The following is a 16,104-nucleotide window of genomic DNA, read 5'->3' on the forward strand; positions in this document are numbered from 1 at the left end:
AATACCAAGCCTTGCATAACGCAGGGCTTTTTTTATTTTTGAGCATGAAGAAGTTAGCCTTATTGCTTTTACTTGCTATTTGCTACATGCCGGTTTTCGCGCAGCAGAACGAAACTGATGCTGTTAAGAAAACCATTACTACCATGTTTGATGCCATGCGCAAAGGCGATAGCACATTGCTAAACTCAGCCTTTCATAAGGATATGGTGTTACAGGGCGTAGCTAAAAAGAAAGATGGAAACTCGTATCTGTATTCAGAAAAAGCAAGTGAATTTTTAAAAGCCGTGGGCACGCCACATAAAGAAGTATGGGATGAGCGTATTACCTGGGGCAACATTAAAATAGATGGTGAGCTTGCCAGCGTATGGACGCCGTATAAATTTTACCTCGACGGTAACTTTAGCCATTGCGGTGTTAACTTTTTTCAGCTGTTAAAAACAGTTGGAGGCTGGAAGATTATTTACATAATCGATACCAGAAGGAAAGATAACTGCCCGGAGTAGTTAGAACGAAATACTTAATTGCAATTGATGAATGTAAATCTCACCTTTAAGTATTGGCTGCGGCTCATAGCTGCCTTTAACCAATATATAAGGCCATACTTCCTTGGTGTCACTATCTATCATAATATATTCGGCAACACCATTACGCTGATAAAGTGCATACTTCTCTTCTCTATCGTATTTTTTGTTCGATGATAATATTTCTATCATCAAGTCCGGTGATCCGTAAATACCTTTACGTTGCACCATATGATCGTTACCGGCTTTTAGAAATATAATATCAGGTTGAACAACGCTTTGTTCGTTATCCAGGTAAACGTCGCATGGCGAAATAAAGGCCTCACCGAACTTATTAGTTTTTATATAAATTTTTAATTCTGCTACTATATCAAGCAAAATTCGCTGGTGATTGGTTGTAGGTGATGGCGACATGTACAGAACATTATCGATTACTTCACATAATGTTCCTTCAGGAAGTAAGTTAAATACTTCCATAGCTGTACGCGGTGGTGTATCAATTATGTGTTTCATCTTTACTAAGATACAAAAAAATTGTATGTGGTTTTAACCAATTTCACCCAGCTTCATTAGCGCATAAAACAAAGCAGTGCAGTGCAACGACTGTGCTATCTTATTTTCCGCAAGGAACTGCTTTACCTCGCTAATGGTGTATTCATGCACTATCAGTTCTTCATGCTCATCCAGCGATTGCTCCTGCACTTTTACACCACCTGTTGCTAAATAACAAAAGGTTTTATTGTTTGCAGTTGATGGGTTGGCATATATGGTTGCCAGGTATTCGATATTATCAAACCGGTAACCTGTTTCTTCCAGCAGTTCGCGGCGCATGGCAGCCTCGGGCGCTTCGTCGCCATCTATAACGCCGCCCGGTATCTCAAGTGAAATAATTTCAGCCGCATGGCGGTACTGCGTAACCATTAGTATTTTGTTATCCTCGGTAACCGCAACGGCATTCACCCAGTTTGGATATTCGAGTACATAGTAGGCAGGTACTATCCGGCCGTCGGGCATCTCGCATTTATCGGTACGCAGGGTTGCCCAGGAGCCTTTATGTATATAGTTTGATTCGAGTACTTTCCAGGTCAGATTGTTCATAATGCTATTATACAATAAAGGAGCGTTATCGCGCTCCTTTTGTTTTGTATTAATATAAAATATTTGTTCAACATTACCAGCTGCCGCTTGAGCCGCCTCCGCCGAAGCTTCCGCCGCCAAAGCCGCTGCTGCCTCCGCCTCCCCAGCCGCCACCACCGCCGGAAAAACCACCCCAGCCACCACTGCTGCGCCCGCCGCCGCCAAGCATATTGCCGGCTAAAAACCACCAGAACGGACTCGCGCCGCCGCGACGGTCGATTATACGGCCACCGCCTCCACCACCGCCACGGTTTCTGAATACAAGTATCAGTATAAATATTACTATGATTATGATGAAGCCTACCGAGCCGCCGCCTCCATTTTGTTTGCCTTGTTTCTTAGGCTCGGCTTTGTATTCGCCTTTGGTGTATTTTATTATATCATCAACCGCGGCATCAAACCCATCGTAAAAATCACCTTCACGAAAACGCGGATTCATGTCTTCTTCGCGTATGCGGCGGGTAATGGCATCAGGCAGGGCGCCTTCAACACCATAGCCGGTTTGTATGGTAAGCTTGCGGTCGTTAATAGCGGCAAGTATCATTATGCCGTTATTTTTGCCGCTTTGGCCAACACCCCATTTACGGCCAAGTTGTAAAGCATAATCGCCGATATCATAATCGCCAACGGATTTCATTGTCACTATAGCGATGGATGTAGATGTCGAATCCGCAAAGGCCTCTACTTTTGCGCTTAGCTGCTGCTCCTGCTCGGGTGATAAAACATCTGCATAGTCGTTAACCAGTTTGTTCGGCTTTTCAGGAAACTCCTGCCCGAAAGCGAATATGCCGGTTAATAGCAGACTTATAACAACTATATATTTTTTAAGCATTAGATTTTAAAGATTAATTGCCATTCATCTGGGCAATGTCGTCGCTTAGTTCATTACTGTCTCCCTCTATAAAAGGGAAGAACTTTTTAAGTTGCTGCCCGGCCATGGTGATGCCGGTAACAATACCGTCAACCAAGTTGCCATGTTTAAAGTGTTCCTGCATCTGATTCTTAGTTTCATCCCAAAAGTTTTCGGGTACCTGGCGGTTAATGCCTGCGTCACCAATAATGGCAAACTTACGGTCGACAGTGGCGAGGTAAATAAGCACGCCATTACGCAGCCTGGTTTTATCCATATTTAACTGGTAGAAATATTTGGCGGCGCGGTCAAGCACTTCTTCGCTGCATTTTTTTTCAATGCAGATGCGTATCTCGCCTGACGTATTTTTCTCGGCAGCCTCGATGGCTTTTTGTATGCGCTGCTGCTCCTCGTCGTTAAATATATTCATGATTGTGATTGGTGAGTGGTGAATAGTGAGGTGTGAATAGTGAAATGAATCTCAACTCACTATTCACCATTCATTACTCACAAATAAATTAGAATTCAACCTTAGGCGCTTTGTCTGCACCGGCTTCGGCAGTGAAATATCCTTTTTCGCTGAAGCCGAACATTTTGGCGGTAAGATTTGCCGGGAACGAGCGTATTTTGCCGTTATATTCCTGCACCGCGGTGTTAAAGTCCATCCGGGCTACGTTGATACGGTTCTCGGTACCTTCAAGTTGCACCTGTAAATCTTTAAAGTTTGAGTTTGCCTGTAAGGTTGGATAGTTTTCAGTAACCGATATCAGCCTGCCAAGTGCAGTACTCAATTCGCCTTGCGCGGCTTGATATGCTTTTATTGATTCGGGAGTAAGCTTAGTAGGATCAACCTGTACCGAAGTTGCTTTGGCACGCGCTTCAACCACTGCGGTTAATGTAACTTTTTCAAAATTGGCTGCACCTTTTACAGTATTTACCAGGTTAGGTATAAGGTCGGCACGGCGTTGGTACTGGCTTTGCACGGCGCCCCATTTGCTTTTTACATTCTCGTCGAGTTTTACCATGCTGTTATAGCTGCATGAGCTTAATGACATGGTCGCAACTACTACTAATATTACCGATAATAATTTTTTCATTTTAATTTTAATATTGGTGAAATTTCAGTTTAGATATCAAAAGGCATACCGTTGTTACAACTTGATAGGTGTATGACACAATGTCAACATATCATAAAAATACATGTTTTGTGTAACTTTGCATCATCCGGGATAAAAACCCGGCACATGTATGATAAAAGAGACTGAAATTGTATGCCCGCCCGGGCAACATGAAGACGAAGCATTTATTAGAACGCTTGCTTCAGAAGCGTTAAAAATCCCTGCTAAAAGAATAACCGGTTTTAAAATACTCAAACGCTCGATTGATGCGCGTGGCCGCAAGGTGGTGTACCGCATGCAGGTACAGGTGTTTGTTGATGAAATTTATGTGCCGGATCATTACCGTATTGAGTACCCAAATGCGGCTGACAAAAAACCGGTAATAATTGTTGGTGCCGGCCCTGCAGGATTGTTTGCTGCATTGCAATGCATACAGGCCGGATTAAAACCAATTGTGATAGAACGGGGTAAGGATGTAAAACAACGCCGCCGCGATTTGGCCAATATCAATAAAGAAGGTTTGGTTAATACAGAATCAAACTATTGTTATGGAGAAGGTGGGGCGGGTACCTATTCGGATGGGAAACTGTACACCCGCTCAACCAAGCGCGGCAATGTGAATGAGGTGCTGAAAGTATTTGTTGCACATGGCGCTACCGAAGATATTTTGGTTGACGCGCGCCCGCATATTGGTACCAACAAGCTGCCGCAAATTATTACTGCAATGCGCGAAACCATACAAAACGCGGGCGGCGAGGTGCATTTCAATAAAAAAGTAACCGCTTTACAAATTAGTTTCGATACTATAAAAGGTGTTGAACTGGCAAGCGGTGAAAAGATAGATGGCGATGCCGTAATCCTGGCGACTGGCCACTCCTCGCGGGATATATTTGAAATGCTGCACCGGCAAAATGTGCTGATAGAAGCAAAACCCTTCGCGCTGGGTGTACGCATTGAGCATCCGCAGGAAATAATTGACCGTGCACAATACCATTGCGATTACCGCGGGCCGTACCTGCCGCCATCGTACTACAGCCTGGTTGAACAGGTTGACAGTCGCGGCGTGTTCTCGTTTTGCATGTGCCCGGGAGGTATAATCGCCCCCTGTGCTACAGATGTTGACGAAATAGTAGTAAACGGCTGGAGTCCTTCGAAACGAAACAATCCATACGCCAATTCAGGCACCGTAGTGCAAATCAACCTTGAAGATGTAAAGGGAAGTGATACCGATCCGTTTAAAATGCTGCGCTTTCAGCAGGCAATTGAGCAGGCGGCGTTTAAAGCCGGTGGCGGTAAACTGGTTGCTCCCGCGCAGCGGATGGTTGATTTCGTGGAAGGACGGCTATCGGTTGACTTGCCCGAAAACTCCTATCTGCCCGGCACTAAAAGTGTGCAGATGAAAGAAGTGTTACCGCACTGGATAAATGAAAGACTGCGAAAAGCGTTACCCGTTTTCGGCAAAAAAATGAAAGGGTATTATACCAACGAGGCTTTACTGGTTGGTGTTGAATCACGCACATCATCACCGGTAAAAATACCACGTGACCGCGAAACGTTACAGCATCCGCAAATAAAAGGCTTGTTTCCTTGTGGGGAAGGTGCCGGTTACGCGGGGGGTATTATTTCAGCGGCTATTGATGGAATCAACTGCGCTAAAGCCGCGGCAGCTATATTAAAGTGAACCTAAAAATGCCAGCAGGGCATCGCGGTCGTTTTTAGAAAGCTTACGTACATATTCTTTGGCTGGAAGGGCTTCGCCGCCATGCCACATTATGGCCTCCATTAGGTTTCGGGCACGACCATCATGCAAGAAGTTAGTATGCCCGTTTACTTTTTGTGTTAGTCCAATACCCCACAGCGGTGCAGTACGCCATTCGGTTCCGCTGGCATCAAAGTCAGGGCGATTGTCGGCAAGGCCTTCACCCATGTCATGTAATAACAGATCGGTATAAGGATGGATCAGTTGGTTGCTTAGCTGCGGCAAGGCTACATTCACCGCAGTGCGCGCATTGGCTTTATGGCATTTTATGCAACCAGAGGCAATGAAAATGTCCTTCCCTTGTTTCACCACCGCGTTATCGGCATTACGGCGGGCGGGTACAGCCAGTGTACGAATGTAAAATTCAACGCTGTGCAAAAGGCTGTCGCTAAGCTCGTAGTTATAACCCGGATCCGCGTCAAATTGGGTTTGTCCCTCACTGCTTTCCTTCGGGAAAACAAAATTGGTGATGCCGATATCGCCATTATAGGCAGCAGCTACCTGCTGCATTAATGTAGGCTGATTGGCTTTCCAGCCAAAACGGCCTAATACTTTTTTCTCTTTCAGTACATCCCAAACGTAGTTTGGCTTGCCGCTTATGCCATCGCCGTCTTTGTCATCAGGATCGGCACCGGCAACAATATCTGCTTCGCTTATACCTTCAATTAATCCCAGTCCAAACACCGGTGCTGCCACACGTGGTGACAATAAAATGCCTACAGGCAGGGTAGTGTACGGATCAATAATTACATAATGCGGGGTACGTAACTGATAAGTGCTGCCATCAGCAAACTCAAAAGTTTGGGTAGTATAAGTAATCTGCACATCGCCCTCGCGCTGTTTGCCCAACAGGCCACGCGTTTGCAGCTGGTCGCCAAAGCCGGGAACCGGTTTCGGGTTGCCATGCTCTGTATCACCCGGAATACTTACCCTGAACAACATATTGGCTGCCGACTCGCCCGTTCCCGGTACTTTTCCGCGTCCGTCGGCCACGTGGCATGATGAGCACGAAACGTTATTGAATATTGGTCCAAGTCCCGGGTTTACCGGCGCGGGTGCCGATACGAAGGTAGCCTCAAATTGCTGGTCGCCAATTTCGTGCACCCGTTCCAGATGCTCGGGCAGCGAATTGAAGATATGAGAAAAAGCACCGCTGCCTTCATCAAAAGCCGTTTGCGAGCCGCCGCTAAGCCATTCGCTATCGGGGTTGGTGTCATTGCCTGATATATCCGCTTTACGGCAGGCGGTGTACAGGCCCGTTGAAAGGGTTGCAATAATTAAAACAGCTTTGGTGGTTTTTCTCATATTCTTCAACACAGCAGATTATTTTACCTGCGCCTGTACAAAATCTTTTAAGTCGCCGTCAAGTACATCAAACAGCGCGTTTATTTTATTCATAGCGTTCTGTACTTTTGATTGCTCGTGTGTGATGGCCTCACCAAAAGGTACTTTGATGTCATTTAGCGCGGCTATTGCAGCAGCATGTTTGCTTTTTATATCTGCGTCAAGCGACAGGTTTTTCTCACGAACCAAATCCTCAAGGCCCTGGCCATCGGCGGTAAACCTGCCCTGGTACATCGCCATAATACCGTTGATATTATTGGTAAAGTCGATAAGAGAGTTTTGCGCGAACGGGCTTTCTTCCAGATCAGGGTTGGCAGCGTCAAACGGATCTTTTATTTTACCATTTGCAACCTCATTACATATGCCCGACATGCCGTCAACCAGTTGTATAAAGGCAGCGCGTTGCGTAGGGAACGCTGTTGAACCACTGCCGGCGTTTTCCAGTTGCTTGTCGTAACCATCGGTGCTCCAGGTATCACGTACCTCTTTTGTCAGCTTTACAAGATTTTGGGTAAGGCTACCTAAAAATTCTTTTTCACGGGCGGTAAACTCAGCAGCGGTTTTGTTTCCGTTTTCGCCCCACAGCAGATACTCAATAGGGTGGAAGCCTTTTAACGATTCTTCAAGGTTGTCCACGTATTCCTCTGTAAGTGTGTCATTGCCGTGAAGTATATTTTCCAAAGCGTTAAAGTCAACCGGCCAGGTATCAATACGCGGGTCAATCTGGTTTTCAGATACCGGGCCGAACAACCAGGCTTCAGTTTGCTCCCAGGTAGTACGCATGGCTTTCCATTTGACGCGGGCGTCAGCAAGATTGTCATCATTTGGAGTAGTATTCAACGTATTAACAGCTGTTTGCAATGCCTGTGCTTTAGCGTACATATCTTCGTACGACGCACGGCAAACGGTTGTAGCAGCTGTTGACAGTATCTGTTTCTTTAGCGTTTCAGTATCGGTGTTGTTATTGTCTGATTTATCTTTTTTACAAGATACGCCTGCAAGTACCAGCGGTACCGATATCAGCGCCACTTTGAATATCGATTTGTTCATGACAGATTAAGTTAAGTTGATGATAATTTGATTATTGTTGAGTTGTGTTTTGAATGTTTTAAGGGGACGCAAAGCGGGTTCCTTCAACACTTTCCCTTCCAGATCGAACACACTGCCATGCGAACTGCAGTAGATCTTGTTTTTAGTTGCTGTCAGGTCAACGCCCTCGTGAGTACAGCGCAGGTACAGTGCGCGGTAATTGTCCCCATCTTTTATCAGCAGGATATCATGCTCAAGCTGCGAGGTACGTACCACAAGCATATTGCCTCTTTCGGATATAAAGCTGGCCGGGTCAACAACCAACTCATTACTTTTTGATGCCACCTTTAACATAGGCAGTGGTGTGGCGCAACCCTCAAGCAACGATGCACCCGAAGCTGCCAACAAGCAGGCCACACATCCCGATTTGATAAATCCCCTTCTCGTTGTCATGTCAGTATGATTAGAAGTTATACGCTATGCCCACATTAATAAATCCGTTGTTGGTATAATAGGGTATTTGTTGTGGAAACGGCGTTACTATAAGCGACTGGTTAAACTCGCCGGTAATACGTTGTACATAATCAGCCTTTATAGCTATACCCCTTATCGGCTTATAAGTAATACCACCTATTATATACTGCTTTTGGTTGGCATCATTCTCAATACCATTCGGCGGGATGCTTGCGCCAAGGTCGAGGTATTCATACCGGCCAAAAATGATGAATGCCTTTTCGCCATGATGTTGCCTGTAAAAAAGGTCGTAACCAACTTCGCCATAAGCGCCCTGCATTTTTTCAGGCGTATTATTAGCGAATGCACGGTTTATGGCCTGCGCATCTTTTATATTTACCATAGTGCCGATGGCCTTAATGGTTAAGCCATTGTTTGAATACTGCGCATTAGCCTCTATCAAACTAACCGGGCTGCCGAATGGCCCGGAGTTCAGCGCAAGGCTGTCGGCCACGCGTTTTTCTTTAGCTGTTGAACCGCCATAATATCCCGAAGCTTGCAGCCTGAAGTTGCCTGTATAATATAATAGCGAACCGCTAAGGCCGAGGTTTAACCCTGTTGCTGCCTGGCCCAGTTGCCTGCCGCCGCGTATGCCGGTGCTGCCGCTAAAACCTTCGGAATTTAAGCCGTTGGTTAGCGCCAGGCTATAGTTAAGTCCGGGGATGTTGCGAACTTGTCCATAAAGGCCTACCCCTACTTCGCGCCATGTTGAGGGGATGATCTGATCTTCCAGGAAAGGCCTGTCAACACCGTTGAAAGTGGTCGGCAGGTGATTCTCGTTGATATAGCCAATACGCGGGATAAATAAACCTGCTACAATGTAAGTTGAATGGTTGAGGTTAAACTTCAGAAAAGCCTGTTCCATTGAAATGCTGCCACGGCCGGTTACGCCTTCGTCGCCGCCGGTTGATGATGTTAAAGCGTCTTCAACCTCAAGCTCGGTAAACAAAGAAATGTTGTTGTTAAACTTATGACCCAGGAAAAGCACCACCCTTTTAAGGTTAGCTTCGGCGCTTTTTCGTTTGGTATCAATGCTGTACCTGGCCTCGCCGTAACCTGAAATTACGGTGGCCTGTTGTTTGTATATTAAACCTGCAGCAAGTGAGTCCTCCTGGGTTAATACCTGTGCCGACGCATTCAGGCAAACAAATGAGGATAAGATAATTAGGAGCGTAAAAATTCTTTGCATTATTGTGATATTCGGCGGTAAAGATAAATTTATTTGGATTAATTATAATTAAAGATTAGAAAATTATTAGAGACTTATTAGAAAATATTAAGAATCAAAAAGCGAAATTTTTTAGTTAGACAGATATGGAAGCATCAGCAAATTGGAGCCAAGAACTGAACCGAGTACTTAATGGCGACGCATGGTACAGCTCAAACGTTTACGATATTGTAAACGGTATAGATTTCGAAGCCGCTTACGAGCGTCCACCCGGCGGTGCGCATAGTATTGCCGAGATTGTATTACATATGACCGGTTGGACTGAAGAAGTAATCAGACGCATGCAAGGGAATAAGGCGGCACTGCCACCCGGCGGCGACTGGCCAAATGCCGGCGCTCCTGATGAAGAGAAGTGGCAGCGTCTCAAGCAAGATTTCAAGCTGATGAACGTCACCTTAACAGGCATCGTTGAAAGATTTCCCGAAGAAAAATGGAATGAACCAACCCGTGACGAGCGTAATAATGAGTTGGGTACAGGTGTAACTTATGCTGCACTAATTAACGGGTTGATACAACACCATGTGTATCATTCGGGGCAGATAGCTTTGTTGAAGAGGGTGATCAACAGCTAATCGGCCAGCTCATAGCATTTTATACCGGCTGACAGCAGCAGCATTTCTATATGGCGTGGAGATAGTCCGCTGGCAACAACACGTAAAATATTGTCGCAATCGTCAAGGTCAAAATTCCAGTCGGTAACGTCAGGCAAACCGGTAAGCAAGGCGTTTACCCTGCTTACCTGCCCTTGGTGCGTTACATTTGTTGCAAATACAAGCACTTCCATAACTAAAACTAAAGAAAGGTCACTAATCAATCGGCTGTCTCATCTGCTGCTGAAGGGCGGGCAAAATTACCTTCGCCGAAATTCCTGTCGCGGCGTTTTTTCCATCCGCACATGCGGCTCTCCATTTCATCCCTGAAACGTATACGCTCTTCAGGTGTCATGTGTTTAAAACGCTCACGGTCTTTATAACGCATCCACGGCGCGCCGCCGCCTTTGCCAAAGCCAAACAATATTTTACAAAGTATAAAAATACCCATTGCCTGCCAGAAGGTTACTGCCGTTATGCCCGAAACGCAGGCAACCAACACATTATTCCATAATAACATAACCGCAAGACTGGCCAGTGCCAAACATGCCGCTATGGCCAATGGTATCAGTACCAGCTTTATGCCTTTTCTTTTAAATTTCCGTACACATTCTTCCTTTTCCATGTCTTTAAATCTTAATCTTCCAATATCTCTTTATACAATTGCTGCATGCGTTCGCGTAAATGCAGCACCGCATAGCGTTTACGGGTTACAAGCGTTTGCACATTTACTCCGGTTTTCTCAGCTATTTCATTAAACGGCATGGCATCAAGCTCGTGCCAGATAAATACCTGCCGCTGATTTTCTGGCAGCTCATCAAGCGCCGCGAAGAGCTCGTCCCAAAAAAGGTTGCGCAGGTAAGCTGTTTCAGGGGTGTTGGTTTCGGGCAGCAGGATAGTTTTAAATTCGGATATTCCTTCCTCGTCGTCTTCATCATGCACTACCATATCATCAAGCAGGCTTTCGGTTTTCTTTTTATGCTTGTCGATGATCTTATTGCGTGCCACACGGTACAACCAGGCACCTGTTTGCTCAATGGGCTCTGAATTCACTACCGAACTGAACTGATACCATACATCCTGAAGTATGTCTTCGGCATCAGCATCGTTATTCACCCGCTGACGTATAAAGCCCAGCAGCTTTTTGCCATACGCAGAAATGGTATGCAGAATCTGGCTGTTCTTATCTTCAGGCATCGGTATGGTTACGGGTGTATTCATGCTTATTAATGATGACGGCCATCATTGATAAACATTTTAAAATATGTTAACTTTTTTATTAGATGCAAGTTAACGCCTTTTGTTAAGCGTTTGTAAGATTAAGTGCACAATAAACAAATGTGTTGTTGCTGCCGTTATACTTGTATTATGAGCGGAAAAAAAACTTTGATATTAGGCGCCACGCCCGATCCAAGCCGGTATGCTTACCTGGCCGCAAATAAACTGTCAAGATACGGGCATGAGATAGTAAATGTAGGGCAGAAGAAAGGTGAAGTGGCAGGTGTAGCTATTGAACAACCTGAAGCTGTGCATGACGATATTGATACGATTACCTTATATGTAGGCAGCCGTAACCTGCCGCCTTTATATGATTATATATTGGCTACAAATCCTAAACGGATAATTTTTAACCCGGGGACTGAGAACAGCGAATTGCAAAAGCTTGCGAATGAGAGAGGGATTGAAACCCTGTATGCCTGTACCCTGGTAATGCTTTCAACGGGGCAGTATTAATCGCCCCGTCAATAGCATTGAGTTTTTAGTTCGCTTTATTTTTGTCTTTAATATACTTCTCAATAACCTTACGGTCGTTTGAGCCTGTAGCGCGCTTTGCTCCGCCAATAGCCTGGCTGCTTACGCCTAACTTTTCGGCCAGGTAACGTACTTCATATTCCTGCGACGAATTCACACTCCTTCTTTCTGTTTTTGATCCTCTGGTAGACATAATATTTGAAATTTTAGTTAATAATTCTATACACTTTTCATGCCATCAATAAGCAATTGTGCAGTTGCATCAATTGTTTTGTGGATGATTTCTTCGCAATTGCCGGTAAATTCCTGCCTTATCGGAGACGACTTGCCATTTATAATGGCATGAACGAACATGGTGCCCACCGGCTTTTCAGGTGTTTCACTGCCACCCGGAGTGGTAAGCCCGGTTACAGCTACCTGAATGTCTGATTTAATAAGATCGCCAAGCCGTTTGGCCATCTCTTCGGTAACCTCTGCCGATTCAGGCGTGTATTTTTCAACAAGTTCTTTCGGTACCTTTAATAAGTACTCTTTAATGGAGGCATCGTAACTTACAATGCCGCCTTTTAAGATCTTGCCTGATTCAGGCGCCAGCGCGAACTCAGAACAAAGCCAGCCAGCCGTTGCGCTTTCGGCAAAAGCTATAGTAAGGCCTTTTTCGGCCATTTGTTTACTGCAATCTAATATTGGTTGTGAAGCCATAATATATAGTAGTATTTTATTTATGCGGGGGATTAAGCTGCGGTATATCAAATTTCTCTTCCCTCGAAAGTATATCAACCTTTAATCCACGGATGGTTACAGGTGTTTCGTCGTCAAACTTTGTGATATTGGTTCCTCTGCTGTTGTGTCCGTTTATAATGATGATAACGCCGCAACCCACCACTTCGGCCTTGGTGCCGTTACGAACAATTATCGCGGTGTCTTCTTCAATGCCGATACCAATACTTGATGGATTGGTAGCAATTACCTGCGCCATGCGCACAAACCGGCCGCGGTTTACAAAGTGAGTATCGATACATACATCTTTTAAGAACTCAAGCCCCGTTGTGATTTTAACATTACCTGCTATCATTTCATTACGGCCAACACCGGCATATATCATAGGTGTTGATAGCGCCATGGCTCCCGCGCTTGTACCGGCGATAACAAGCTTATCATGTATATATCGCTTTTTAAGCAGCACCATCATTTGTGTGCCGCCGTATATCGATGTGAGTTTAAGCTGATCGCCGCCGGCAAAAAATATGGCATCAGCACTTTGCAGCCGCGGCTTCAACTCTTCAAAATTTATCTCCTCACGAGCATCATGATGAATATGATTAATGGTAGCTACGCCAAGTTCGGTAAAAGCATCGCGATATTTTTTAAAGGTACCTTCTATATCTTCAGTACCGGCTGTAGTTATTAATTCAACTACTGAATTTTCCGCAGGAATAAGTTTGACAAAGCAGTCCAGCACTTCGTTATGAACAGGCACATTATGTCCGTTTTCGTCTTTTTCGTTATCGACCTCTTTTTTTTCCGCGCCGCCTATTACCATTAAAATACCTTTAGGGGTGGGGCATTCGGTATTGTCTGTTTGCTCAGTAGTAGTCATAATGTTTTATATGGTTTATTTGCCTGTTTCCATATGCGGCGCGTCAACCGGTTTTGATTCGGGTGAGCCTTTTTGGCGTAGGAAGATGGTTAAAATAACAATTGATGCTACAGACAAAAATTCACTTTGCCAGTTTTGAAAAGTTTCGAACCAAAACAAAGGTTCGGTAATAAATGATGCGAGGCTTTCTGCCGGCTGACCTTTTATCAACTGTTCATTATTATAATCCTGCCAACTGCCATACAAGTGCATTCCCCAGCTAAAGAAAAATAAGATAAAAAATACTATTGACAATGAATTACTATAAAGCTTCAGTATCCAGCCACCTTTCTTAACCGGGCCGGGTGCCTTTAGATGCGCGCGTGGTTCGCGGTCAACATCCTCAGGTTCGTCAAGTTTTTTTGATTCGGCTGATCCTACTTGTCTTAAGCCAACAGTAAGTACTACATAAAGCGCCATCTGCAAAAATTCACTTTGAAAATTTTCAAAAGTAGCCGAGATAAAATGGCCCGATTGCAAATAAGCGGTAAACGCAACATGTGCTGCATGCTCCTCTTCAAGCTCCTGGTTGTGTTCCTTCCAGCCAAAATAAGCTTGCAAGCCCAGTGTTATTATAAATATGCTTAAGAAAAATATTGATAATCCGTTTCGGTAAAAAAAGCTATGCTTCTTCATTGCAAATATTTTAGGGTGATTATATCACTAATAACTATCCATTTGCAATTTTGTTGGGACGGGCTCTTTTCTTTCTAACTAAATATTATTTTATTAATAATTAAATTGGCTTTGAAAGAATACGCAATTCTTTAGGATAATAATTATTGACACGGTTTGGCAGCAACTTCGCCCAGCCAAGTGAAAGCCCTTCGTATTCAATCAGGCTCCAGCCTTTATCTGTAGTATCTAAAATGAGGTTGTCTTTTCGCAGGTAAGCAATGGCGTCGTCGTAATTCAGTACGGTTTGTAAAACCGCATCCTTATTTATAATGTTGCTTAAGGCTAATTCGTGATCGGGTATCAGGTCGTTTCCCGCCAGTTTGCCAATCCTTACGCCCGACTTCTTTATATATAATTGCTTATGCAAGGTGTTCAGGCTTTCCTTATGCTCACGTGAAATAGCCAGCCAGTCGTCATTCACCTTTAAATAATAGTAGTCATCAGGCTGATCTATGTATGATCTAACCATGTCAATTTCACGGGCAGGCAATTTTTGCTGCGCGTTATTTTTATAAGCAGATACCTCGCCGGAATTATCTTTCTTTTTCAGGCAGGCAGCAAATAAGCCCTCACCCTCTACCTGGCCGGGATAAAAGCGATAACCGAACGCGCTGTACTTTTCTGAGCGGCTAACAACAATCCCCCAAGCGGCATCCACAGGTATTTCTACCGTTTCTAAGTCAAACTCATCGCAAAGCCAGTCCAGTATATCTTCATTCTCCTGATGTGAGTATGAGCATGTACTATATATAAGGTAACCATCCTCTTTCAAGGCAGGGTAAACATCAGCCAGTATGCGTTGCTGACGCTGATGGCAAAGTTGTACGTTGGCTTCGCTCCATTCGTTCATGGCCTCCGGGTCTTTCCTAAACATACCCGAGCCCGAGCAGGGTGCATCAACTATCATTACATCAAAAAAGCCTTTTAATTTAGAAAAGTCGCGAGGGTCATTATTAGTAACAATAGAATTTGCCGTACCCCAGCGGGTAAGGTTATCACTCAATATAGGAACTCGTGTTTTGATAATCTCATTTGCTACCAGTAAGTCGTCTTTATTTAAAGCTGAATTTATTAAAGTACTTTTTCCGCCGGGTGCGCCGCAAAGATCAAGCACTTTTATGGCCTCGTCATTTGGCTTTATATAATTAAATATATAACCTATGAACATTGACGATGCCTCCTGTACATAATAAGCGCCGGCATGAAACAGGGGGTCAAAAGTGAACGACGGGCGGTTTTCCAAATAAAAACCTTCATCACACCAAGGCACCTGTCTGCCATTTTTTACCCCAGATGGCTTAAAAGGATTGATTCGGATAGACACCGGAGCACCATTTTGGTGTGCATTTACAAAATTTTGCTCATTAAAACCGGACTCTACTCTTAAGGAGTTGATGAAGTTTTCAGGAAAAATGACGTTGTTCATAGCTTTTCAAAGATACAATTTATGGCTAACAGCAGCCATTAAGATGTTGCAACCGATAATATATCGTCGCAGATAATTAGTTTTCAGCGAGTTATAAAACCTGTAAATTTTTTAAAATTTTGTTTGGAGTGATGGACAAAATCTGTGTACATTTGTGACCGCTCAAATCAAAACGGGCGTTGTTATTTGAAAGGTTGAGAAAAAAAAGAATTCGAAAAAAAGTGAAAAAAACACTTGACACGAATAGAAAAAATTTCTCATCTTTGCAGCCGCTTCGGTAACGAAGCAAAAGCCTGAAAAGGCAAGCCAAATGCGATTTTTGGCAAATAAAATTGAAAGCATTTGATCAGCAATTGATCGATTGAAATAAGTTCTCTGAGACAGAGAGCGACGAAAGTTCTTTAAAGGAAAGATAATCATGTAGCGTAGCGGGCTATGTTAAGTGCAGAGAAAGCGAAAGCAGACGAGGCACAAAGAGTAACATAGTACTGTCAATTAAACTACTCTAAGAAGAGTAGAA

Annotated in this window: 21 protein-coding genes; 4 read left to right on the forward strand and 17 right to left on the reverse strand. The window is 44.2% G+C overall.

Annotation, left to right across the window (positions count from 1 at the left end):
• The first annotated feature begins 44 nt into the window (after positions 1-44).
• Complete coding sequence (locus EOD41_RS18040; protein WP_127707550.1) at positions 45-503, forward strand: nuclear transport factor 2 family protein; 459 nt, start codon at positions 45-47, stop codon at positions 501-503.
• Here EOD41_RS18040 and EOD41_RS18045 read toward each other — a convergent pair whose 3' ends face one another.
• From EOD41_RS18045 to EOD41_RS18065, 5 genes are all read right to left on the reverse strand, one after another.
• Positions 504-1,034 (reverse strand): Uma2 family endonuclease, encoded by a 531-nt coding sequence (locus tag EOD41_RS18045; RefSeq protein WP_127707552.1) that lies wholly within the window; start codon positions 1,032-1,034, stop codon positions 504-506.
• Positions 1,035-1,067: 33 nt separating this feature from the next.
• Positions 1,068-1,619 carry an NUDIX hydrolase gene (locus EOD41_RS18050; RefSeq protein WP_127707554.1) on the reverse strand — a complete coding sequence of 184 codons (552 nt, stop codon included), beginning with the start codon at positions 1,617-1,619 and terminating at the stop codon, positions 1,068-1,070.
• 73 nt (positions 1,620-1,692) lie between these two features.
• Positions 1,693-2,490 (reverse strand): TPM domain-containing protein, encoded by a 798-nt coding sequence (locus EOD41_RS18055; RefSeq protein WP_127707556.1) that lies wholly within the window; start codon positions 2,488-2,490, stop codon positions 1,693-1,695.
• 13 nt (positions 2,491-2,503) lie between these two features.
• On the reverse strand, positions 2,504-2,938 hold the full coding sequence (locus EOD41_RS18060; protein WP_127707558.1) for a TPM domain-containing protein: 435 nt from the start codon (positions 2,936-2,938) through the stop codon (positions 2,504-2,506).
• 88 nt (positions 2,939-3,026) lie between these two features.
• On the reverse strand, positions 3,027-3,605 hold the full coding sequence (locus EOD41_RS18065) for a LemA family protein (protein WP_127707560.1): 579 nt from the start codon (positions 3,603-3,605) through the stop codon (positions 3,027-3,029).
• 151 nt (positions 3,606-3,756) lie between these two features.
• Between EOD41_RS18065 and EOD41_RS18070 the strand changes: the two genes are divergently transcribed.
• Positions 3,757-5,307, forward strand: coding sequence for an NAD(P)/FAD-dependent oxidoreductase (locus EOD41_RS18070; protein WP_127707562.1), 1,551 nt, complete (start codon positions 3,757-3,759; stop codon positions 5,305-5,307).
• Here the strand turns inward: EOD41_RS18070 and EOD41_RS18075 are convergent.
• From EOD41_RS18075 to EOD41_RS18090, 4 genes are read right to left on the reverse strand one after another with little or no spacing between them, the layout of a single operon-like run.
• A complete protein-coding gene (locus tag EOD41_RS18075; RefSeq protein ID WP_127707564.1) occupies positions 5,299-6,690 on the reverse strand; it encodes a di-heme oxidoreductase family protein in 1,392 nt (463 codons plus the stop codon). The genes EOD41_RS18070 and EOD41_RS18075 overlap by 9 nt on opposite strands.
• Before the next feature lie 18 nt (positions 6,691-6,708).
• Complete coding sequence (locus EOD41_RS18080; RefSeq protein WP_127707566.1) at positions 6,709-7,779, reverse strand: imelysin family protein; 1,071 nt, start codon at positions 7,777-7,779, stop codon at positions 6,709-6,711.
• A gap of 6 nt (positions 7,780-7,785) precedes the next feature.
• On the reverse strand, positions 7,786-8,211 hold the full coding sequence (locus EOD41_RS18085; RefSeq protein WP_127707568.1) for a QcrA and Rieske domain-containing protein: 426 nt from the start codon (positions 8,209-8,211) through the stop codon (positions 7,786-7,788).
• A gap of 10 nt (positions 8,212-8,221) precedes the next feature.
• On the reverse strand, positions 8,222-9,460 hold the full coding sequence (locus tag EOD41_RS18090; protein WP_127707570.1) for a hypothetical protein: 1,239 nt from the start codon (positions 9,458-9,460) through the stop codon (positions 8,222-8,224).
• 125 nt (positions 9,461-9,585) lie between these two features.
• Between EOD41_RS18090 and EOD41_RS18095 the strand changes: the two genes are divergently transcribed.
• Positions 9,586-10,071, forward strand: a complete 486-nt coding sequence (locus EOD41_RS18095) for a DinB family protein (RefSeq protein ID WP_127707572.1) — start codon at positions 9,586-9,588, stop codon at positions 10,069-10,071.
• On the opposite strand, the gene EOD41_RS18100 is transcribed toward EOD41_RS18095, so the two are convergent.
• From EOD41_RS18100 to EOD41_RS18110, 3 genes are read right to left on the reverse strand one after another with little or no spacing between them, the layout of a single operon-like run.
• Entirely contained in the window at positions 10,068-10,283 is a 216-nt protein-coding gene (locus EOD41_RS18100) for a hypothetical protein (protein ID WP_127707574.1), read from the reverse strand. The genes EOD41_RS18095 and EOD41_RS18100 overlap by 4 nt on opposite strands.
• Before the next feature lie 26 nt (positions 10,284-10,309).
• Positions 10,310-10,714, reverse strand: coding sequence for a hypothetical protein (locus EOD41_RS18105; protein WP_127707576.1), 405 nt, complete (start codon positions 10,712-10,714; stop codon positions 10,310-10,312).
• A gap of 11 nt (positions 10,715-10,725) precedes the next feature.
• Entirely contained in the window at positions 10,726-11,310 is a 585-nt protein-coding gene (locus EOD41_RS18110; protein WP_240663486.1) for an RNA polymerase sigma factor, read from the reverse strand.
• Between the two features lie 147 nt (positions 11,311-11,457).
• Between EOD41_RS18110 and EOD41_RS18115 the strand changes: the two genes are divergently transcribed.
• A complete protein-coding gene (locus EOD41_RS18115; protein ID WP_127707578.1) occupies positions 11,458-11,823 on the forward strand; it encodes a CoA-binding protein in 366 nt (121 codons plus the stop codon).
• A 25-nt stretch (positions 11,824-11,848) separates the two neighbouring features.
• On the opposite strand, the gene EOD41_RS18120 is transcribed toward EOD41_RS18115, so the two are convergent.
• The 5 genes from EOD41_RS18120 to EOD41_RS18140 form a co-directional block, all read right to left on the reverse strand.
• On the reverse strand, positions 11,849-12,034 hold the full coding sequence (locus tag EOD41_RS18120) for a DUF3606 domain-containing protein (protein WP_127707580.1): 186 nt from the start codon (positions 12,032-12,034) through the stop codon (positions 11,849-11,851).
• A gap of 26 nt (positions 12,035-12,060) precedes the next feature.
• On the reverse strand, positions 12,061-12,543 hold the full coding sequence (locus tag EOD41_RS18125) for a CinA family protein (RefSeq protein WP_127707582.1): 483 nt from the start codon (positions 12,541-12,543) through the stop codon (positions 12,061-12,063).
• Between the two features lie 16 nt (positions 12,544-12,559).
• Complete coding sequence (locus EOD41_RS18130; protein WP_127707584.1) at positions 12,560-13,441, reverse strand: cyanophycinase; 882 nt, start codon at positions 13,439-13,441, stop codon at positions 12,560-12,562.
• Positions 13,442-13,456: 15 nt separating this feature from the next.
• Positions 13,457-14,116, reverse strand: a complete 660-nt coding sequence (locus EOD41_RS18135; protein ID WP_127707586.1) for a DUF6766 family protein — start codon at positions 14,114-14,116, stop codon at positions 13,457-13,459.
• Positions 14,117-14,216: 100 nt separating this feature from the next.
• Positions 14,217-15,584 carry a methyltransferase RsmF C-terminal domain-like protein gene (locus tag EOD41_RS18140; protein WP_127707588.1) on the reverse strand — a complete coding sequence of 456 codons (1,368 nt, stop codon included), beginning with the start codon at positions 15,582-15,584 and terminating at the stop codon, positions 14,217-14,219.
• Positions 15,585-16,104 lie beyond the last annotated feature (520 nt).

The organism is Mucilaginibacter limnophilus (genome assembly GCF_004005815.1).
GTDB lineage: Bacteria > Bacteroidota > Bacteroidia > Sphingobacteriales > Sphingobacteriaceae > Mucilaginibacter > Mucilaginibacter limnophilus.